The organism is uncultured Pseudoramibacter sp. (assembly GCF_903789625.1).
Taxonomy (GTDB): Bacteria; Bacillota; Clostridia; order Eubacteriales; family Eubacteriaceae; genus Pseudoramibacter; species Pseudoramibacter fermentans.
On the sequence record NZ_CAIFFF010000007.1, the window covers coordinates 59,607 to 80,630 of the forward strand.

The following is a 21,024-nucleotide window of genomic DNA, read 5'->3' on the forward strand; positions in this document are numbered from 1 at the left end:
TTGCAAAGTCTGAAACAAAATTTGAGGTGGTTGTTTGAAAATTTAAAATCAGATATAATGAAATAGAATCAATATTTGATGGAATGGATACACAATGGAAGATAAAAATAAAATTAAAAAAATGCCGAAGGGCGTCTTGGTCGGCGAGAGTATTTTCGATATCGCCTATTTGTTGTTTGCTTTTATTACGTCGGGGATCTTCTTTTCCCACGGCGCGGACCCAGTTTTTTTCTGGTACGGTTGGCTGACTTTCATTTTGGGAGCCGGCGACGCCTTCCACTTGGTGCCCCGGGTGGTGCATCATTTAAGAGGAGACAGCGAACGGGGGCAGTGGTGGCTAAATTTGGGTCTGATCGTCTCGTCTCTGACGATGACCGTGTTTTACATCATTTTGGTGAGAATTTGGACCTTACTGTTTGACCCCACCTCGATTTCTTCGGTCTTTATGCTGCTCGTCGCGATGTTTTCCTTTATTCGTTTGGCGCTTTGCGTGTTTCCTCAAAATAAATGGTTTGCCGGCGGCGACATAAAATGGAGCTTCGCGCGGAATTTGGCCTTTTTAGTCCTAGGTGGTCTTGTCGCGTTTCTGTACGCGTCGATCGGCAATACCGGTGGCTACGGCTTGTGGAAAATGGCCGTGGCGATCGTGATCAGCTTTGCCTGCTATCTGCCGGTCACGATCTGGGCGAAAACCAAACCAGCTGTAGGGATGCTGATGATTCCCAAGACCCTCGCGTATATTTGGATGATCGCGATGGGGCTGGCGCTGCTGAACGTCTGAAATTTTAGACTGTTTCTGCGGCAACGCTTGTCTGCTGTATAAAACTTTGATATAATAAAATGTAATCAAATAACAAAGGGAGCTGTAAAAGGCTGAGAGGAAACGCGAGTTTCGACCTTGAACCTGATTTGGATAATGCCAACGGAGGGAAATACGTGTGTCAATTGGCAGTCCCAAAGGGCTGCTTTTTTTATGAAAAGGAGATGAGGTTTTGGTACAGATTAATGGAGAAGCTGTAAATGCGGCGGGCAAAACGATCGGCGCGTATTTAAAGGACGTTGGGATCGATCCTCAGCGCGTTGCGGTTGAGTACAATGGCAAAATTTTAAGCAAGGATGCGTACGACACGACGCAGATGTCGGACGACGACGTCGTCGAAATCGTAAACTTTGTGGGCGGCGGCTGCTAGAGCGGCAGCTGCATAATGGATTAACAGGAATTGCTGAAAGGGAGAAAAACAATGGAAAAAGATCAACTGGTGATTGGCGGTCACGCCTTTGATTCGCGTTTTATTCTGGGTTCCGGGAAATATTCTTTTGAGCTCATTGACGCGGCGGTGAAACACGCCGGCGCGCAGATTGTGACCTGTGCGATCCGTCGAACCAAGCCCGGCGAACAAAACATCATGGACTACATTCCAAAGGATGTTACGCTTCTGCCGAACACTTCCGGCTCAAGAACCGCGGAAGACGCCATCCGCATCGCGCACATGGCCCGTGAACTGGGCTGCGGCGATTTCGTTAAATTGGAAGTCATTCCGGACACAAAATACCTGCTGCCGGACAACGCGATGACCATTGAAGCGACAAAGGTGCTGGCCAAGGAAGGCTTCATTGTCATGCCGTATATGTTTCCGGATCTGAATGCGGCCAAGGCATTGGCCGACGCCGGCGCTGCGGCGATCATGCCGCTGGGCGCGCCGATCGGCTCCAATCGGGGGCTGGCCAGCAAGGCGTTCATCCAAATTCTCATCGACGAAATCGACCTGCCGATCATCGTCGACGCGGGCATCGGCAGACCGTCTCAGGCCTGTGAAGCGATGGAAATGGGCGCGGACGCAATTATGGCCAACACCGCCCTTGCCACAGCTGGAGATATTCCGATGATGGCTTCGGCCTTTAAATCCGCGATTGAAGCGGGGCGCAAGGCTTACCACGCGGGACTGGGCCGTGTGTTAGTGCGCGGCGGCGCACCGTCGGACCCGACGACGGGAACCCTGCATGACTGATTTTAAAATCATCTGCATCACCAACCGGCATTTTTTTGACGAGACGGCTGATTTTTTGACCCACATCGACCGGCTGGCAGCAGCCCGGCCGGACCTGATCATCCTCAGAGAAAAGGATCTGCCTGTTCAGGCCTACACCGAGCTGGCCAAACGCGTTATTGACATCTGCGAAAGGCACGGCGTCGTCTGTGCCCTTCACACCTATGTCGCAGCAGCGATTGCACTGAAGGTAGAGGCTTTTCACGCGCCGATGCCCATGCTCGACGCGATGACGGACACGGAGAAACACAGCTTTAGACAGCTCGGCGCGTCGACCCACAGCGTCGAGCAGGCACGGGCCGCTGAAGCTGCGGGCTGTACCTACATCACGGCGAGCCACATTTACGACACCGACTGTAAAAAAGGGCTGCCGGGGCGGGGACTCAAATTTTTAGAGGACGTCACGAGACGGACCGCCATCCCGGTTTACGCTTTGGGCGGCATCGATGCCAGTAAGCTCGCTGAAGTTCGGCGCGCCGGCGCAGACGGCGCCTGTGTGATGAGCGGGGCGATGACCTGCGCAGATCCGGCGCGTTATATCGCCAGTCTGCGCCAGTTTTCCAAATAATGTTTGGACACCTTGTATTTGACAGGCAGGTCTGATAAGATGTGTCACGGATGATATGAAAAGTTTCAATAGAAAAATTTCAATGATAGAAGAGCCTGAAAATCAGGCTCTTTTTTAATGCGAAGGAGGCATTCTTTTGGCTAATCAGCAGTCTTTGAAGAAAAAGCAGCGGCAGATGATTTCCGAAAGCTTTCGGCTTGGGGCGCTGCTCGCGTCAGTCGGTGGGTTTTTAGACGCTTACAGCTACGTGACCCGGGGACAGGTCTTCGCTACTGCGGAAACGGGCAACATTGTCCTGATGAGTCTCAATTTATCCAAGGGTGATTTTCGCATGGCGCTGCATTACCTGCTGCCAATCTGCGTTTACGCTCTCGGCATTCTCGTGGTAAAGAACGTCGCGGAGAACGCGAATCAGCACCATTTAATCGTCATTCATTGGCGTCAGATCATCATTTTCTGCGAAGCCTGCGTGCTGATGTGCGTGACCTTTATTCCACAGACACCGCGGATGAATCTGCTGGCCAACGTGCTGATCGCCTTCGTTTCGTCGATGCAGGTGCAGAGCTTCAGAAAGCTCAAAGGCTTGGGCTTTGCGACGACGATGTGTACCGGCAATCTCCGCTCGGCGATGGACCGGCTGCACTGCGCCTTTCGAGACAAAAGCCGGGAAGAGTTAATCAACGGGCTGCGCTACCTTGGGATTATCTTTTCGTTTATTGTTGGTGTCTTCATTTCTTATCGTCTGACGCGGCGCTGGGGCATCCACGCGATGCCGGCTGCGGTCTGCGTGCTGGTGGTGGTCTTCGTTCTGCTTGTCCGCGAACCGCGGGAATTTGAATAACAGGTAAACTCTGGATTAAATCGAAATTTACAATAAAAAAGCATTATTTAACCCGTGTTTTTGTTATAATAGGGGCGGTTAATACGCATAGAACAACCGCGGAGGCGAAACATGGAAGACAAACAGTACGAAGAATTACTTAAAAAAATAAAAGCCCGACAGCCGCTCAATACGGAAATCCTCGATGAGGTCATGCATTCGGCTGACATCGTCTCTGTGCTGGATGAGGATGAGATTACAGACGAAGACCTGAAATGGTTTTTCAGCGCGAACAATAAGGAATTTTTGGCCGATGTCCTTGAGGATGCAGATGACGAGCTGCAGTCCCGCGTGGTGCATCAGCTGGATTACGCCGACATCATCAAAATTTTCTCTTACATGCCGAAGGACGAAATCGCCGATATTTTAGGCGATCTACCCATCGGCCAGCGCAAACAGCTGCTCAACATGATGAAGGCCAGCGACAGCCGCGAATTGCGCGTGCTGCTGGGGTACCGCGACGATACGGCCGGCGGCCTGATGACCACCGAGTACATCGCTTTGTATCAGGATTTGACGATGTATCAGGCGCTAGCTAAGATCCGGGAAATTGCCCCGAAGACAGAGGTCATCAGTACAATTTTTGTATTAAACCGATCCCGCCAGCTTGTTGGCTGGGCCGATCTCCGGGATATTTTGTCGGCAGATCCGGGCCTGACGATCGGAGATATTATGGATTCCCACGTCATTACCGTCGATCCGCTCATGGACCAGGAAGACGTCGCGCAGGTTGTGAGAAAATACGACTTAACGGCGCTGGCGGTTGTCAACCGGCGCCATTCCCTTTTGGGCGTGATCACCGCTGACGATATCATGGACGTCATGGTCGACGAACAGACCGAAGATATCCTGCACATGGGGGGCGTTTCCGGACAGGAAGAAATCGGCGGACCGATTGCCGTTTCGATCAAGCGCCGCCTGCCTTGGCTGATTGTCAATCTTGTGACGGCGTTTATCGCCGCCTCGGCCATTTCCCTGTTTGAAGGGGTTATCGAACAGGTCGTGGCGCTCTCCTCCATCATGACGATTATCTCTGGGATGGGGGGCAACGCCGGTTCTCAGACGCTTTCCGTCGCGATTCGCGGGATTACCCTCGGCGAAATCAACTTAAAGGATGACTGGAAGCTGGTGTTCAAGGAAATTTTGCTGGGGCTGTTAGACGGTGCGTTGATCGGTTTGATTACCGGGATCATCGTGTCGCTGCGCTACGGCAACGCCTATTTGGGTGTGGTGACCATTTTAGCGATGGTCGGCAATCTGATCATCGCGGGCATCGGCGGCTATCTGATTCCACTGATTCTCGAAAAAGCCGGGCAGGATCCGGCGCTGTCCTCGTCGATTTTCTTGACGACCCTCACCGATACCTTTGGATTTTTCATCTTTCTGGGCTTAGCACAATTGTTTTTACCGCTGTTGACATAAAAACAATGTCAAAAAGACAGCAGACACTGTAAAAAGAAGTAAAAATAACGTGAAAAGATTGAATCCATTTTGAAAAGTTGATAAGATAGGGCTATAAAATAATAGTGAGGACAGATGTGAAATGAAATCTTTGACGGATCAGAAAAAGCAGCAGGGAGCAAAAGAAAAAAAACGTTTTGTTTCGCCCTCCCTGTCTTTAAGTATGTCCTTCAAAAGGCAGAACAATCTGCTGCACATCTTTCTGCACGGCAAGTGGCACGGCAAAAAGACACAGATGGCCCAGAAATATATTTACAGGCGCGACGGCAGCCTGCTTCGGGTTCTGGTGGTCTGGTCCAATGAAGGCTCGGAGAAAAATGCGACGGGCCTGCTGTGGCTTCACGGCGGTGCGTACGCTTGTGGGCTGCCCGAACAGGATTACGGCCTGATGGATAGTTTCTGTGCCGACGGCAAATGCGTTGCCGTTTTGCCGGAATACCGGCTGTCTGGGGAAGCGCCTTATCCGGCTGCGCTGGAGGACGCTTATCTGGCGTTGTATTGGATGAAAGAGCACGCGAATACCCTCAGAATCAACCCAGATCAGCTTTTTGTCGGCGGCGAATCAGCGGGCGGCGGACTGGCCACTGCGGTTTCCCTTTACGCGAGAGACCGCCGCGAGGTATCCATTGCCTTTCAGATGCCGCTTTTTCCGATGATTGACGACCAGTATCTGAAGGAAAAGGCCAAATCCTATAGGCTCAAGGATCACGAAAAGGCGCGGCTGAAGGGATGGGAAGGCTATCTAAAAAGCTTTAAAAATGCCAATATCATTCCCATTTACGCGATCCCGGCTCGGGCGAAAATTTTAGATCATCTGCCGCCGGTGTGCACCATTGCGGGTACCGAGGGCCCATTTTATTACGAAACGGTTAAATTCGCCAAGCGGCTCAAAGCGGCGGACGTCACGGTTTATTTCAGAACCTTTGACTGCTATTTTAAGGTTTACAATTGGCTTGAATTTCCGGACCGTGCCCATCGCGAAGCGAGACAGTTCATTGTCGACTGTTTCCGCAGTGCGCAGAAAAATTATTTTGCGCCGCAGCCGGCCGGCATCACCCGAAAGGCGCGCAACATTGCGAGACGCCACGCCTTTTTTAACCGCCGGCGCCGCAGGATGAAGCAGGAAAACGCAAGCGTTAAGCCTTCGTCCAATGTAGACAATACAGCAACGGGTGCGGCCAAGGATACGGCTGCGAAAGCCCAAGTGAAAAAAGAAGAGGAAACAAGTTCATGAACGAAGAAAGAGGAGAAGCCATGCTCCGCATGCACGATCATCGCGAGGTGACGGGGTTCCGTCCGGCGATCGCCTATCAGCTGCTGCCAGGGGATCCATTGATTCCCGCAGACAACGCGATGCGCAAGACCATTATGATGAACGACGAACTCATCGAAAGAAATATTGAACAAATTAAGATTCATTTTTAATCGTGATGAAAAAAGAACAGCCAAAACTTAAATTAATCGTAGGGCGCAACCAGGGCACCATCATTTCTCAGGAGGCCCAGAGACGCTTCGACAGCAGAATCAACACATTAATTAGGCGGATGCAGGACCCGACGGAGTCCGAAGATACGCGGGAAAAGGCGAAAGACGCCCTTAACCGCCTCATCCGAAAGGAAGAGATGAAAATCCAGCGCGTTTTCGAAAAGGGCGATGAGGATGCATCTCAGCTTCAGTGGAACATCGCGATGGCATCAAGGGATCACATCGCTGTTGATGAAGGTTTTCTGTACCGGCAGATGGAGCGGATCAGGAGCGACAACGAATCGGCGCAGATGCTGCTCGAGAATCTCGGGCGGGCCAGATGGGCCATAAGGCGGTGGGAAAGGGCGCACCTATTGAGTGAAGATGGCCTGAAAGTTAAAAGCGAAACGCCGTAATGCGTACATATAAAACACCCCGGCAATGATCGTAGTTTTTTTACAATCATTGCCGGGGTGTTTTGGTTTGTTTTGTGATGAAACTTAATTGGATTCGAGGGAGAAGAGCGTCTCCTCGTCGTTGACAAAAAGATTGAGGTTTTCCATTTCGGCGTAGGCCTTAAAGAAAGCCGTCACCCGCGAATCAGCATTGTCGACCGTGAAAAACAGCCCGCTTCCGCAGGTATCGTGGACGTGCACCGACACGTTTAAATGGGACGCGATCACTTTTTTGATGCGGCTCGCATCGATAATGGATATTGCTGCCATATTGATATAACCTCCAATTTAATTCGATTATAAAAAGAATTAAAAGGACTGTCAAGGCAGAATCTTGCGCTGGTGTTGCGAAATTGTGGCGGGACCTTTATAATATAATTATAATATAAAAACAATAAAAGCCTGAAATGATGAATTCAACGAAAGGAGTGTGAATCATGATCAAAATTTTTGGCATGGAACAATGTCCGCACTGCAGAAGATGCAAGGGCGAATTTGATGGGCGGGCCATTGCTTATGAATTTGTGGATATTTCCCGACTGGAAAATTTAAAAACCTTCGTCAAGCTCAGGGACACCCAGCCGACCTTTGAAGGTATTCGCGGAACGGAATCGATCGGCATCCCAGCGCTGGTTTTTGAAGACGGCAGTGTCCGCAGAGATTGGCAGGCTTACTTAAATGAAGTCTCTGGTGACGCCGACGATACGGATGTTCCCGAGGAATCGGAAGGCGCCGCGTGTGCTTTAGATGGAAGCGGCTGTTAGGCGTAATCTCACTTGACAATAAATAACAAATTGAGCAAGGCGGTATCGTCTTGCTTTTTTATGTGGAAAAATAATATTTTTCTTTTTTTATAACGAAAAGTCGTATAAAATAAAAAGAGTTATTAAAGAAAGACTTAATAAAGAAAGGGGTTATGGTATGTTTTATGGAACCTGGTGGTCGTTGGTGCCGCCACTGGTCGCGATTATTTTGGCACTGGTCACCAAAGAGGTCTACGTGTCTTTGTTTTGCGGCGTGTTTTTAGGCGCTTTGTTTGTTGGAGATTTTCATTTGTGGAAGGCCTTTACCGTTTTCCTGAATACGATGGTCAAAAGCATCGATTTGAAAATCATTATTTTCGATGTGCTGCTCGGCATGATCGTCGTTTTAATGGGGCGAAGCGGCGGTACGGCGGCCTACGGACGCTGGGCGACAAAGAAAATTAAGAATAAACGTCAGGCGGAAATTACAACGAGTCTGCTCGGTGTTTTGATTTTTGTCGACGACTATTTCAACTGCCTGACTGTCGGTTCGGTCATGCGTCCAGTCACCGATAAATTCAAGGTGTCCCGCGCGAAGCTGGCCTACATCATCGACGCGACCGCCGCACCGGTGTGTATCCTCGCGCCGATTTCATCTTGGGCGGCTGCGGTGAACTCCTACGTGCCCAAGGGCAGTGTCATCAACGGCTTTCAGCTTTTTGTTAGTACGATTCCTTTTAATTTGTACGCGATTTTGACGCTGTTTATGGTGTTTTACACCTCGGCACGGGGCATTGATTTCGGCTTAATGGCGAAGCATGAACGCAACGCGGAAAACGGCGACTTGTTCACCTCCTTTGCCGATGAATTTAAGGATGAAATCGAACAGGAACAGAAAAACGTCAACCCCAACGGCACCGTGAAGGATTTGATCCTGCCGATGATCGTGATGATCGGTACAGCTGTCGGCGCGATGATTTACACTGGTTTTTTGAGCGGCGCTAAAAACGCGGCGGAAGCCTTTGCCAATTGCGACGTCGAAACGGCGCTGGTTTTCTCGATGATCGTGACGATCGTGTTTATCGCACTGCTTTACTTGCCGAGAAAGCTCGTTTCTTTCAGTGAAATGATGGAAGCGCTGCCGGAAGGGGCCAAAATGATGATTCCGGCGATTTTGATTCTGACCTTTGCCTGGACTTTAAAGGGCATTACAGACCGCCTCGGCATCGGCCAATTTTTCAGCACGACGCTGAACCTGTCGACGACTGGAGTTGCCTTCATTCCAGTGATTATCTTCTTCATCGCAATCTTCATCTCGTTTTCGACCGGGACCTCTTGGGGAACGTTTTCGATTTTGGTGCCGATTGCCATTTCGATTTTCAATAATCACAATACCGAAATGATGATCATTACGGTCGCGGCGATTTTGGCTGGCGCGGTGTGCGGCGATCACGTCTCTCCGATTTCAGATACGACAATCATGTCGTCCGCTGGCGCACAGTGCCACCATTTGAACCACGTCTCAACGCAGCTGCAGTACGCAGTTCCCGTCGTGCTGTCCTGCGGCGTCGGCTTTGTCATTGCCGGTTTCTGCCGGAATTGGTGGCTGCCACTGATCGTCGGGGTATGTGTGCTTTTGGGAATACTGACACTGATTATGAAATATTCAGGCAATAACGGCGAAAAAATTTCAAAATTTGAACGCCGACTCGAAAAGGGCAATGTCTAAAAGGTAAAACTTAAATTGAAAAAGAAATTGACCGTGCCGTTGATCGACCAAACCGAACGCTGGCCGACCGGGTGCGAATCGGTATCCGCCGTGATGGTACTGAAATATTTGGGAATCGACATCTCAGTCGACCGATTTATTCAAGATTTTTTGCCCAAACGTCCGATGTACTTGACAAAAAGCGCAGCATTAGTCGGTGACGTGTGTATCGGCACCGGTCCGGATCCTGACGAATATTTTGCGGGCGATCCCTACAGCGAAGCGGCCTTTGGCTGCTACCCAGGCGTGATCGTGAAGGCCTGCAACGCCGTTTTTAAAAGCTTCGGCGCGCCTTTGCGCGCGGTGGACGTGACAGGCGCAGGCGCCGAGGTGTACCGCCGATCGATCGACAATGGAATGCCGGTGATTTATTGGGCGACCCTCTGTTTTGAGCCGGCGGTGTACGGGCCGAAATGGCAGATCGCGGGCACTGGACGTACGCTGACCTGGCACAGCCGCGAGCACTGCCTGGTCTTGACCGGGTACGATGACGAAAACAATTTGTATTTTTTTAACGATCCGTGGGATCACCGCGGAGAGACCGCGATCTCGCAGACTCTCTGCGAAAAGCGTCATCTGGAGCAGGGCGGACGCGCCGTTTTAATCGAACAGATAAAAAAATTCGTCTAATGATGATAAGATTTTGCCTCGCAGACTATTCGCGGCGGAACGTGTTAAAATAAGTCTAAGATGAAAGGGGACTAACAACATGTGTACCGCGATTAGTTATCAGACGAAGGATCATTATTTCGGCAGAAATCTTGATCTGGAAATATCTTTCGGAGAATCTGTGGTGGTGACACCTCGGCATTATCATTGGCATTTTAGAGAAGCAGCAGACCGCGACGACAGCTACGCCATCATTGGCATGGCCACAGTCGAGGAGGGTATGCCGCTTTACTACGACGGCACGAACGAAAAGGGCCTCAGCATGGCCGGTCTGAATTTCGCCGGCAACGCCCATTATTTCAGTCAGGCGGAAGCCGGCAAAAACGGCATCGCCTCCTTTGAAATGATTCCGTGGGTGCTGGGACAGTGCGCGGACTTGGACGAAGCGAAGGCGTGCATCGAAAATTTGACCGTGCTGGACACGCGGTTTAACGACCGCCTGCCGGCGTCCACGCTTCATTGGCTTGTAGCTGACCCATCGGGCGCGTTTGTCGTCGAATCTGTCGCAGACGGTCTGCACATTTACGACGATCCAGTTGGCGCACTGACCAACAATCCGCCGTTCCCGACACAGCTTTTCGGGCTCAATAATTACCGTCAGCTCACGGCAGGGGTGCCGGAAAACCGTTTCGCGAAGGGGCTGGACCTCGATTTGTACAGCCGCGGCATGGGCGCCATCGGTCTACCAGGGGATTTGTCCTCGGCGTCGCGTTTTGCGAAGGTCGTGTTCACGAAGCTTAATTCCAAATGCGGCTCGAGAGAAGAGGAAAGTGTCAGCCAGTTTTTCCATATTTTGGGTTCTGTCGAACAGCAGCGGGGCTGCTGCGATCTCGGCAACGATCAATACGAATACACGATTTACTCGTCGTGCTGCAATACCGATACCGGCGTTTACTATTACAAGACCTACGACAACAGCCGGATTACTAAGGTCGACATGCACCGTGAAGATCTGGACGGGAATAAATGGCAGAGCTATCCGCTTTTAATGGGCGAAGACATTAAAGCTCAGAATTAAGGCAAAATTAAAAAGTCTTTCAGATGAAATTCATTCTGAAAGACTTTTTTGTTGTTAATGGAAGCGTTTGGATTTGGCGGGAATGCCCAGCTCCGTTCGATATTTAGCGATGGTCCGCCGCGAGATATCGATGCCTTTGGCGCTGAGTTTTTCTGTGATGGCCTGATCGCTCAGAGGCGCCGTCGGATCCTCTTCTTGAATAATCTGGCGGATGGCCTCGTGCACTGCGTCGACAGAGACGCGGCGGTCACCCGGAAGGCCGGCGGCGAAGAAGCGCTTCAGCGGGAAGATGCCCCGCGGCGTGCGAATCGCCTTGTCCTTGACGGCGCGGCTGATTGTCGACGGATGCACCCCAGTCATTTCGGCGATTTGGTTCAGCGTCATCGGCTTGAGCAGTTTAGCGCGGCTTAAAAAGTAATCCTCCTGAAATTCAGCGATAGCGGTGATCGTCTGAGTTAAGGTGCGCCTGCACATGTCGATGCAGTCCATCAGGAAGCGCGCTTTGTTGAGGCAGTTTTCAAGGTAGGCCTGGGCGGCCTCGGAATCGGTCTGCTTGAGCATGTTGTAATAGAAGGGACTGATGTGCAGATGAGGCGCGCCGAGGTCGTTGATGTGCACGGTGAGCTGGCCGTCGATCCATTCGATGCTGCCGTCGGGCACGATCTAGGCGTTGGGCTCTTCTTTGTCGAAGACACTGCCCGGGCGCGGGTTGAGTTCCTTGAGCATCATTTTGAAATCGGCGATGCTTTTTTCTGTGTGCCCGGTAGCCTTGGCTACTTTTTTGAAGGCGTTGTTGGCAATGCCCAGCAGCCAGTCGTCGATGAGCATCTGTCTTTCGGGTGTCCACAAATCGTTGGCTTTGAGCTGAAGACTCAGGCATTCACCGATGCCGCGCGCACCGACGCCAGGCGGATCGAAGGTCTGAATCATCTTCAGAACGGACTCGAGCTCGGAGAGGGACAGGTCGAGATCGGCCTCAGCCTGGTCGGCGTCCATCCACAGATAGCCGTCCTCGTCGATGTGATCGATGATGTATGCCCCCGCCTTTTGGGGAATGTCAGCGTGCAGACGCAGCTGAAGTCTCAAATAAAAATCCAGAGAAATATCGCTGTGGCGGGCCTTCTGCAGCGGGTCCGGCAGCTCGGAGAAATCCGGGCGGGCCAGATCTCCTTTGACAGATCCGTTTTGCATGCTTTCGTAGTATTCCTGCCAATCCATTGTGTCGCTCGACGCAGCGTCGGTATTGGGCGCTTTTTCCGCACTTTGGCTTTCGGCGCTCAGCGGGTCTTCATCCATAGACAGCATCGGATTTTCCAGCATCGCTTCTTCTACAGTATTTTTGATTTGTAGGCTGTTCATCTGCAGAATCTCAATGGCCTCGCGCATTTTCGGCGTCAAGGCCAGCTTCTGTGATGGTTTGATATCGAGATCCAAACGGTTAAATTTCATATATTTCCTCGCTTCTTCTACTTTTAATTTATCACATCACACTGTAAAAAAAACCAAATACAGAAAATTTGAATATTATGACGAAGTATTGGATAATAGAAAGCGTATCATTAAATTGATCGAGGTTTAATAATGAAAATATTTTTAACGCTTGTATATGTTTTTGTTGTGCTGGCCGCGGCCAGGGGATTGTGGTCGTTGTATTTGTGGTTTAAAAATAAGAAAAAGAAAAAATAGCTGACGTACGGAGAGGGAATACCAGTCCGACTATTTTGATTTGCATCTAAATCGGATATAACCATAGAAGCAGGATTCAAAACGATCGTGCGCTGTAAATCTTATACTTTTTTACGACAAATTTACGACAAAATTACGACACTTTTTAAAAAGAAGTGTAGAAAAATAATCTTCACACTTAGATGCATAAAAAAAGAAACCACCGAATTCAGCGGTTTCTCGTCTGTTCAAATGGTGGAGATGAGGGGATTCGAACCCCTGGCCTTTTGAATGCCATTCAAACGCGCTCCCAACTGCGCCACACCCCCAAAAGGAACGATAATTATATTAACGTAATTACAAACAATTGTCAAGAATTTTTATAAGATTTTATTAAATTATCTAGGCGGGACTCAAGTTCAAATTGAACTCCACAAAAAAATCGTCTATAATATTTACAATTATGATCAATTGGGCGGGATGCTACGAGCCCTTAAAAATAAAGGAGAACTGATCCATGAAAAAATTAACTTGCTCTGTCGAGTCGAGCCACAAAACAGAAATTTACATTCACAATGGCCTGCGTGAACATCTTTACGAATTAAAAGACCAATTTGCAAAATACAACGCCATTGTGATCATTACGGATAAAAATGTCGCTGGCCATTATCTGCGCCTGGTCGTGCAGCAGCTGAAATCTTTCGGCGGCAATGTGTATTCGATCGTAATCCCAGCGGGAGAAGCGTCGAAAAATTTAAGTCAAGTCGAAAGCATTTATTACAAGCTCGCCGAATTCAATTTGACCCGTTCTGACGCCATTGTTGCCCTGGGCGGCGGCGTCGTCGGCGATTTGGCTGGTTTTGCGGCAGCAACATACATGCGCGGCATCGATTTCTTCCAGATTCCGACCTCGCTCATCGCGATGACGGACAGCTCCGTCGGCAGCAAGACCGGTGTCGATTTGGACGTCGGAAAGAATTTGGTCGGCGCCTTTTACCCAGCACAGGCTGTTTTTGTCGACCCTGAATGTTTGACGACGCTGGAAGACCGCTACTTCATCGACGGCATGGCCGAAGTTATCAAATACGGCTGCATTGCCTCGAGCAAGCTCTTCGTCCGCCTCGCCGGCTACCAGTATCAGGAAGACCTGCAGGCCGACATGGAAGACATTGTCGCCAAATGTCTGCAGATCAAACGCAACATCGTCGAAGAAGATGAAAAGGAATCGGGCGTGCGCCGCATTTTGAATTTCGGCCACACCATCGGTCACGTTATTGAAAACTACTTTGGCTACGAAGGTTATTCCCACGGTGAAGGCGTCGCCGTCGGGATGTACAACATTACGAAGATGAGCGTGCGCGAAGGCATCACGTCTCAGGAAGATTTGGACAATCTTGGCAAAATGCTCATCAAATACGGGCTGCCCATCGATATGCCCGACATGGATTTGAACCGAGTTCAGGACATCGTCATGCACGACAAGAAATTCACTGGGGATATTTTGAACGTCTGCGTCATGCCGCGAATCGGCACTGCGGAAATTGTGCGCGTCCAGAAGGATAAAGCCATCGATTTGTTCACCCCCGACGCGGTTGAATCGGAAATGCCGGCGCCGCTGACCGACGAACAGGCTTAAGCCAGGCATATCGATGGATATCACGATACAACCCCACCCAATCGGTGGGACGGTGCAGGTGCCGCCTTCTAAAAGCCTCAGCCATCGGGCACTGATCTGCGCGGCGCTGGCTGACGGCGAAAGCGTGCTCGATCATTTGCTCGTCTCCGAGGACATTGTGGCGACCTGCGACGTACTTGAGGCCTTCGGCGCAAAAATTGAAAAATTAAATGAAGACGGCTCGAAGCTCAAAATGATCGGCTGTGGCAGACCCTCAGCCGATCATGTCACGCTTGACTGCCACGAATCGGGCTCGACGGTCCGTTTTCTGATGCCGCTGGCGGCTCTCAACGCTGCGGATGTGACGTTAACAGGGCGGGGAAGGCTGCCGAAGCGGCCCCTCGAGCCCTATCGGCCGATTTTTGACGCTTCACAAATCAACTGGCAGACGGCGAGTGATGACGCGCTGCCGCTGACCTTGAGCGGGGCGCTGAAACCCGGCGATTACACCATGCCGGGCGACGTCTCGTCGCAATTCATCAGCGGTCTGCTTTTCGCACTGCCGCTGTTAAACGGGCCGTCGACGCTGCGCATTACGACAGTGCTCGAGTCCCGCCCTTATGTCGACCTGACTCTCGGTGTGCTGAAATATTATGGCATCACCATCGATGTCTCGGAGGACGGCCGGTTCTACGCGATTCCAGGGGGACAGCATTACAAGCCGGCGGACTTCAGCGTCGAGGGCGATTTTTCTCAGGCGGCGTTCTGGTTTGCCTTTGGCGTTAACGGCAAAGCGATGCGTTGTGAGAATCTGCCGAAAACCTCCCTTCAGGGTGACGCGGCGATCATCCCATTGATTCGACAGATGGGCGGTCAGATTGACTGGCAGGACGGCGCCTGGGTCGCTAAGCCGTCCGCGCGCCACGGCATCGACATGGACGTATCCCAATGTCCGGATCTGATGCCGATTTTGGCGGTGCTTGCGGCGACAGCGGAAGGCCAGAGTCGAATTTTGGGCGCGGGGCGTCTGCGGCTCAAGGAATCGGACCGGCTGAGCGCGATGGCCGATCTGCTGACGCGTTTGGGCGTGCGGGTTGAAGAAGCGCCGGACGGGATGACGATCTGGGGCGCAGGGCAGCTCAAAGGCGGAGAGATCGACGCCGTCAACGATCACCGCATCGCGATGGCGGCCGCCGCTGCGAGCGAATGCTGCAGTGACCCGCTGACCATTCACGGCGCGGAGGCCGTGCGCAAATCATATCCGGATTTTTGGCAGGATTTTAGACAAAACGGAGGACAAACAGCATGACATCCTGTTGGGGACAGCATATCCATTTATCGATTTTCGGAGAATCCCACGGCCCGATGATCGGCGCCGTCATTGACGGCCTGCGGTCGGGCTTCACCATTGACGAAGCCCAAATTGCCGAAGAGATGGATCGCCGGTCAGCCCGTGGCAAGGACTTGGCAACGCCGAGGAAGGAAGCGGACCGGGTGCGGATCGTCTCGGGCTATTTCAACGGGAAAACGACAGGGACGCCGCTGACCGGGATCATCGAAAACGGCAATACCCATTCGTCAGATTACGAAAAGACGAAAAACAAAATGCGTCCGGGCCACGCGGACTACACGGCCTTTCTCCGCTACGGCGGCTTTCAAGATTACCGCGGCGGCGGGCATTTTTCGGGCCGCCTGACAGCGCCAATGGTTTTCGCTGGCGCGGTGGCCAAGCAGATTCTTGCGCAGAAGGTGCCGGCCCTTTCCGTCGGCAGCCGCATCGTCCAGATCGGCCAGGTGCGCGACCCTTCTGTTTTAGCGCCAAAGGATTACGCGGCTCTTCAATACACTGACGCAGGTTTTCCAGTAGTAGACGGGACGCTCAAGGACACGATGATCCGGGAAATTACCGAGGCCAGAGCGCAGAAGGATTCGGTCGGCGGCATCGTTGAGGGCTACATCACCGGCGTTCCCGGCGGGCTCGGCTCACCGATTTTCGACAACGTCGAAAGCCGGCTGGCGTCGTTTCTCTTTGCGATTCCCGCGGTCAAAGGCGTGTCCTTTGGCAGCGGCTTCGACATCAGCGGGATGCGGGGCTCCGAGGCTAACGACGCCTTTCGAATGGAAGACGGGCACGTCGTGACGGCGACCAACCACAACGGCGGCATCAACGGCGGCATTACCAATGGGATGCCTATTGTATTCAGGGTCGCCTTTAAGCCGACCCCTTCGATCGCACAGACGCAGGCGACTATCGATATGGCCACGCGCGAAAACACCGAATTGGCCATTCAGGGGCGCCACGACCCGTGCATCGTGATTCGCGCACTGCCGGTGGTCGAAAGCGCCGCGGCGCTCTGCCTGCTGGATTTGATGATGGAGGCAGATGGACGCCATGAGTGAGCTGGATTTATCCGAAATTAGGGAAGAGATCGACCGCATCGACCGCCAGATGATCGCATTATTTCAACAAAGGCTGGGCTGTGTTTGTGACGTGGCGCGCTACAAGCACGCCAACGGTCTGCCGATTTTCGATGAGACCCGCGAAAAGGCTGTGATCGCGAAGCGGCAGGCGCAGGTTGAGCCAGAAATCAAAGCGGCGGTCGGGCAGTTTATGCAGGCTGTAATGGACACGTGCAAGCTTGTCGAGGCAGATGTCATTGATCGGTTGGAAAAGTCCCATTGATTGGCAAAGAATGACAAGACTTTTTACGCTATGATCGGTATATATGTTTAAGATGAACCATTACGTTTTGAGAGGACAACAAGATGATTAAGAAATTTAAAAAAGTATTGATCGCCAACCGCGGCGAAATTGCCATTCGGATTATCCGTGCCTGCCATGAGCTGGGCATTTCAACCATTGCCATTTACACGCAGGAGGATGAAATGTCGCTGTTCCGCACCAAGGCGGACGAAGCGTACATGATCAACTCTGCAGGCGGGCCGGTTCAGGCCTACCTCGATATGGACAAAATCATTTCTCTCGCACTGGAAAAGGGCGCTGATGCCATCCATCCGGGATACGGCTTTTTATCGGAAAACGCTGAATTCGCGAAAAAATGCGAAGAAGCTGGTGTGACCTTTATTGGGCCGACCCACGAAATGATGGAGCAAATGGGCGACAAGATTCAGTCCAAGAAAGTGGCGAGCAAGGTGGCGGTGCCGACGATTCCAGGTGTCGAAAAGCCGATTACCTCCAACGGAGAAGCGATTGAATTTGCCAAGAAGGCCGGCTACCCGATTATGCTGAAGGCGGCGTCAGGTGGCGGCGGCCGGGGCATGCGCATCGTCCGGGAAGAGAAGGATTTGTTGAAAGAATACCACTCGGCGGTCAGCGAATCCACCAAGGCCTTTGGCGACGGCACGATCTTCATCGAAAAATATCTGGAGGATCCTAAGCACGTCGAGGTGCAGGTGCTGGGCGACAAGTACGGCAACGTGGTGCACCTGTACGAAAGAGACTGCTCGATTCAGCGGCGCAATCAGAAGGTCATCGAATTTTCACCTTCAGTCTTTCTGACGAACGAACAGCGCAAGGCGATCTGCGATGATGCGATCAAGCTTGCCAAATCTGTCCATTACTGCTCCGCCGGTACAATGGAATTCCTCGTGGACAAGCTGGGTCACCATTATTTCATCGAAATGAATCCGCGGATTCAGGTCGAACACACCGTGACGGAGCTGGTGACGGGCATCGACATCGTTCAGGCGCAGATTTTAATCGCGGAAGGCTACGCCCTCGACTCTGACGCCATTCAAATCCATTCTCAGGATGAAATTTCGACGCGGGGCTACGCGATTCAGTGCCGGATCACGACGGAAAACCCGAAGATGCACTTCATGCCAGATACCGGCCGAATCGATGTGTACCGGACAGCGAGCGGTCCGGGGATCCGTCTGGACGGCGGCAACGGCTTCACCGGTTCGGTGATCTCGCCCTATTACGACAGCCTGTTGGTCAAATGCTCCGCCTACGGCAGAACCTTTGAAGAAACCCGGAGAAAAGCGGTCCGCGCTCTGAAGGAAACGATCATCAGCGGCGTGGAAACCAACAAGGATTTTCTGATCAACGTGCTCGAACACCCGATTTTCAAGTCGGGCAGCTGTACGACGAAATTCATTGGCGATCATCCAGAGCTGTTTGAAATTGAGGACCAAAAGAGCCCGGAAATGGACACGATCCGCTATTTTGGCAACATCGTTGTCAACGAAACCTTCGGGAAAAAGCCAGTGCTTTCAGAACCTAAGGTGCCGGAACTGCCGCAAGGCGCAAAAATTCAGACGCTTTCTGGCACGAAGCAGATTCTCGATCAGCGCGGCGCGGACGGTCTCGTCAACTGGATCAAGGCCCAGGATCGCCTGCTGATCACAGATACGACAATGCGCGACGCTCACCAGTCGCTGATGGCGACCCGCGTGCGCACCCGAGATATGGACCGCATCGCGGCGGACACCGCGTGGTACGGGCGGGATCTATTCTCACTGGAAATGTGGGGCGGCGCGACCTTCGACGTGGCCTACAATTTCTTGAGGGAATCGCCGTGGCATCGCCTTGATCTTCTGCGGGAAAAAATTCCGAACATCTGTTTCCAGATGCTGCTTCGCGGCGCCAACGGCGTCGGCTACAAGAATTATCCGGACAACGTGATTCGAAAATTCGTGCAGCAGTCGGCCAAGTCCGGCATCGACGTCTTTAGAATCTTCGATTCCCTGAACTGGATGGAAAACATGAAGGTCGCCATCGAAGAGGTCCTCAAGGCGGGGAAGGTCGCGGAAGTCGCGATGTGCTACACCGGCGACATTCTCGACACGTCGAAGACCAAGTACAATTTGGATTATTACGTCAAAATGGCGCACGAAATCGAAAAGACCGGCGCGCACATTCTCGCGATCAAGGATATGTCGGCGCTCTGCAAGCCACAGGCGGCAAGAAAGCTGATCTCTGTTCTGAAGAGCGAAGTCAAAATGCCGATTCATTTCCACACTCACGACACAGCCGGCAACGGCGTGGCGGCTGCGCTGATGGCGGCGTACGGCGGCGCCGATATCGTCGACGCGGCTTTGGCCGGAATGAGCGGGCTGACGTCCCAGCCGAACCTGAACTCCATTGTCGCGGCGCTCAAGCACACACCTTTCGACACAGAGCTCGACGATCAGGATCTCCAAATCCTGTCCGATTACTGGACGGATTTGAGACCGACTTACAGCAAATTTGAAAGCGGTCTGAAGAGCAGCAGCACGGAAATTTACGATATGGAAATTCCGGGCGGCCAGTACTCCAACCTCAAAAAGCAGGTCGAAAGCTTCGGCTTAGGCCATAAATTCGACGAAGTTAAGCATATGTACAAGGTAGCCAACCAGCTGCTCGGCGATATTGTCAAGGTAACGCCTTCGTCAAAGGTTAATGGCGATTTGGCGATCTTTATGGTTCAAAACGATTTGAACGCGGACAATATTTACGAAAAGGGCAAGGCCCTAGCGTTCCCGAATTCCGTCGTCGATTTCTTCAAGGGCATGATCGGGCAGCCGGTCGGCGGCTTTAACAAGCGCCTTCAGAAAATCGTATTGAAGGGGCAGAAGCCGATTACGGTTCGGCCTGGGTCATTGATTCCGCCGGAAGATTTTGATCAGGTCCGCAAGGACTATAAGAAAAAATACGACATGGATTTGGATGACCGCCAGCTGATCTCCGCGACGATGTACCCGAAGGTTTATCAGGAATATCTGGATTTCAAGCAGGATTACGGCGATCTGGAACGCATGGAAAGTCACGCGTTCTTCTACGGCCTCAGAGAGGGTGAAACCACCGAAGTGGAAGTCGGGGAAGGCAAGAAGATTATCGTCACCCTGATTCGCGTCGGCGAACCGGACGAAGATGGGGAACGCACGGTGACCTTTGAAGTCGACGGTTTCCGCCGCCAGATCAAGGTGCAGGATAAATATTCGCTTTCGTCTCAGAAAAAGGACCGCATGCTGAAAGCGGACCCGAACAATCCGAAGGAAATCGGTTCGGCTATTCCGGGGACGGTGCTCAAGGTGCAGGTCAACGAAGGGGATCAGGTCAAGAAAAATCAGGTCCTGACGGTGGTCGAAGCGATGAAAATGGAAACAGAGATTGTCTCGCCGGTCGATGGCACGGTCGATACGATTTACGTATCGGAAGGGCAGACTGTCGAATCAGGCGAATTAATGATGAAAATCAAGTAAAAATAGAAGACGGGGATCCGAAAGGTGAACCGTCTTTTTGCTTTTAGAGCGCGAAGATAAAATTTTGTAAAAAAATAAGACCAGTCTTGCTCATTCTCAGAGATTTTACTTCCTTGATACGATGCAAGCTGGTCTTTAGATCTCACTTAAACTTTGCACTTCCGGTGGTCCATCCTCCTTTCGTTAGATTTAAAAGACGATGATAAATTTCTTAAACCTATCAACCACCATGACCTTCCGATAAATCTGCCTTACTAAACCGCTTCCCAATTAACTCTCAATTAATTGCCTAACCTTCTGTTTAATACGCTGGATTTTGGTAACGATCGGGTTAATATTTATCTCATTACTCTTTTATTTACCATCTGTTCTTTTATTTGTCTATAGTATAGCAGGATAAAGTGGAAATGTAAAGGTTTATTTATAAAAAATTTTAATGAATTTAATAAAAACGTTACATTTG

21 protein-coding genes, 1 tRNA gene and 1 riboswitch are annotated in these 21,024 nt (G+C 51.5%); of the genes, 18 read left to right on the top strand and 4 right to left on the bottom strand.

Annotated elements, in window-relative coordinates; genetic code table 11:
* Positions 1 to 94: 94 nt before the first annotated feature.
* From QZX60_RS05620 to QZX60_RS05660, 9 genes are all read left to right on the top strand, one after another.
* Positions 95 to 781, top strand: coding sequence for a hypothetical protein (locus QZX60_RS05620; RefSeq protein WP_295362215.1), 687 nt, complete (start codon positions 95 to 97; stop codon positions 779 to 781).
* Positions 782 to 846: 65 nt separating this feature from the next.
* A riboswitch (TPP riboswitch) is annotated at positions 847 to 948 on the top strand.
* 44 nt (positions 949 to 992) lie between these two features.
* The gene (thiS, locus tag QZX60_RS05625; RefSeq protein ID WP_295362217.1) at positions 993 to 1,190 is read left to right on the top strand and encodes a sulfur carrier protein ThiS; all 198 of its coding nucleotides are present in this window, start codon (positions 993 to 995) and stop codon (positions 1,188 to 1,190) included.
* Between the two features lie 51 nt (positions 1,191 to 1,241).
* Complete coding sequence (locus QZX60_RS05630) at positions 1,242 to 2,009, top strand: thiazole synthase (protein ID WP_295362219.1); 768 nt, start codon at positions 1,242 to 1,244, stop codon at positions 2,007 to 2,009.
* Positions 2,002 to 2,616, top strand: coding sequence for a thiamine phosphate synthase (locus tag QZX60_RS05635; protein ID WP_295362220.1), 615 nt, complete (start codon positions 2,002 to 2,004; stop codon positions 2,614 to 2,616). Before QZX60_RS05630 ends, QZX60_RS05635 begins: the two co-directional genes overlap by 8 nt.
* Positions 2,617 to 2,752: 136 nt before the next feature.
* Positions 2,753 to 3,457: a YoaK family protein gene (locus QZX60_RS05640; RefSeq protein WP_295362222.1), complete on the top strand. Its 705-nt coding sequence runs from the start codon at positions 2,753 to 2,755 to the stop codon at positions 3,455 to 3,457.
* Positions 3,458 to 3,568: 111 nt separating this feature from the next.
* Positions 3,569 to 4,918: a magnesium transporter gene (mgtE, locus tag QZX60_RS05645; protein WP_295362224.1), complete on the top strand. Its 1,350-nt coding sequence runs from the start codon at positions 3,569 to 3,571 to the stop codon at positions 4,916 to 4,918.
* Positions 4,919 to 5,039: 121 nt separating this feature from the next.
* Complete coding sequence (locus tag QZX60_RS05650) at positions 5,040 to 6,191, top strand: alpha/beta hydrolase (protein WP_295362226.1); 1,152 nt, start codon at positions 5,040 to 5,042, stop codon at positions 6,189 to 6,191.
* Positions 6,188 to 6,382 carry a hypothetical protein gene (locus tag QZX60_RS05655; RefSeq protein ID WP_295362227.1) on the top strand — a complete coding sequence of 65 codons (195 nt, stop codon included), beginning with the start codon at positions 6,188 to 6,190 and terminating at the stop codon, positions 6,380 to 6,382. The genes QZX60_RS05650 and QZX60_RS05655 overlap by 4 nt, the downstream gene beginning before the upstream one ends.
* Positions 6,383 to 6,387: 5 nt before the next feature.
* Positions 6,388 to 6,837 (top strand): hypothetical protein, encoded by a 450-nt coding sequence (locus tag QZX60_RS05660; protein ID WP_295362228.1) that lies wholly within the window; start codon positions 6,388 to 6,390, stop codon positions 6,835 to 6,837.
* A gap of 84 nt (positions 6,838 to 6,921) precedes the next feature.
* Here QZX60_RS05660 and QZX60_RS05665 read toward each other — a convergent pair whose 3' ends face one another.
* A complete protein-coding gene (locus QZX60_RS05665; protein WP_295362230.1) occupies positions 6,922 to 7,146 on the bottom strand; it encodes a hypothetical protein in 225 nt (74 codons plus the stop codon).
* 167 nt (positions 7,147 to 7,313) lie between these two features.
* Between QZX60_RS05665 and QZX60_RS05670 the strand changes: the two genes are divergently transcribed.
* The 4 genes from QZX60_RS05670 (at position 7,314) to bsh (ending at position 11,074) form a co-directional block, all read left to right on the top strand.
* Positions 7,314 to 7,640, top strand: coding sequence for a glutaredoxin domain-containing protein (locus QZX60_RS05670; RefSeq protein WP_295362231.1), 327 nt, complete (start codon positions 7,314 to 7,316; stop codon positions 7,638 to 7,640).
* A 157-nt stretch (positions 7,641 to 7,797) separates the two neighbouring features.
* Positions 7,798 to 9,348 (top strand): Na+/H+ antiporter NhaC family protein, encoded by a 1,551-nt coding sequence (locus QZX60_RS05675; protein ID WP_295362232.1) that lies wholly within the window; start codon positions 7,798 to 7,800, stop codon positions 9,346 to 9,348.
* A gap of 15 nt (positions 9,349 to 9,363) precedes the next feature.
* A complete protein-coding gene (locus tag QZX60_RS05680; RefSeq protein WP_295362234.1) occupies positions 9,364 to 10,017 on the top strand; it encodes a C39 family peptidase in 654 nt (217 codons plus the stop codon).
* 79 nt (positions 10,018 to 10,096) lie between these two features.
* Positions 10,097 to 11,074, top strand: coding sequence for a choloylglycine hydrolase (gene bsh / locus QZX60_RS05685; RefSeq protein ID WP_295362235.1), 978 nt, complete (start codon positions 10,097 to 10,099; stop codon positions 11,072 to 11,074).
* Between the two features lie 54 nt (positions 11,075 to 11,128).
* Here bsh and QZX60_RS05690 read toward each other — a convergent pair whose 3' ends face one another.
* From QZX60_RS05690 to QZX60_RS05700, 3 genes are all read right to left on the bottom strand, one after another.
* Positions 11,129 to 11,734, bottom strand: a complete 606-nt coding sequence (locus tag QZX60_RS05690) for a hypothetical protein (RefSeq protein WP_295362237.1) — start codon at positions 11,732 to 11,734, stop codon at positions 11,129 to 11,131.
* A gap of 3 nt (positions 11,735 to 11,737) precedes the next feature.
* Positions 11,738 to 12,523, bottom strand: coding sequence for a hypothetical protein (locus QZX60_RS05695; RefSeq protein ID WP_295362239.1), 786 nt, complete (start codon positions 12,521 to 12,523; stop codon positions 11,738 to 11,740).
* A 469-nt stretch (positions 12,524 to 12,992) separates the two neighbouring features.
* Positions 12,993 to 13,068: transfer RNA gene (locus tag QZX60_RS05700), tRNA-Ala, on the bottom strand.
* A 188-nt stretch (positions 13,069 to 13,256) separates the two neighbouring features.
* On the opposite strand from QZX60_RS05700, the gene aroB reads away from it, so the two are divergent.
* The 5 genes from aroB to QZX60_RS05725 all read left to right on the top strand — a co-directional run bounded on the left by aroB (position 13,257) and on the right by QZX60_RS05725 (position 20,561).
* Complete coding sequence (gene aroB / locus QZX60_RS05705; RefSeq protein WP_295362241.1) at positions 13,257 to 14,375, top strand: 3-dehydroquinate synthase; 1,119 nt, start codon at positions 13,257 to 13,259, stop codon at positions 14,373 to 14,375.
* Positions 14,376 to 14,388: 13 nt separating this feature from the next.
* Positions 14,389 to 15,663 (top strand): 3-phosphoshikimate 1-carboxyvinyltransferase, encoded by a 1,275-nt coding sequence (gene aroA, locus QZX60_RS05710; protein WP_295362243.1) that lies wholly within the window; start codon positions 14,389 to 14,391, stop codon positions 15,661 to 15,663.
* Complete coding sequence (aroC, locus tag QZX60_RS05715) at positions 15,660 to 16,754, top strand: chorismate synthase (protein WP_295362244.1); 1,095 nt, start codon at positions 15,660 to 15,662, stop codon at positions 16,752 to 16,754. The genes aroA and aroC overlap by 4 nt, the downstream gene beginning before the upstream one ends.
* The gene (locus QZX60_RS05720) at positions 16,738 to 17,037 is read left to right on the top strand and encodes a chorismate mutase (protein ID WP_295362246.1); all 300 of its coding nucleotides are present in this window, start codon (positions 16,738 to 16,740) and stop codon (positions 17,035 to 17,037) included. The genes aroC and QZX60_RS05720 overlap by 17 nt, the downstream gene beginning before the upstream one ends.
* Positions 17,038 to 17,120: 83 nt before the next feature.
* Entirely contained in the window at positions 17,121 to 20,561 is a 3,441-nt protein-coding gene (locus tag QZX60_RS05725) for a pyruvate carboxylase (RefSeq protein WP_295362248.1), read from the top strand.
* The last annotated feature ends 463 nt before the right edge of the window (positions 20,562 to 21,024 follow it).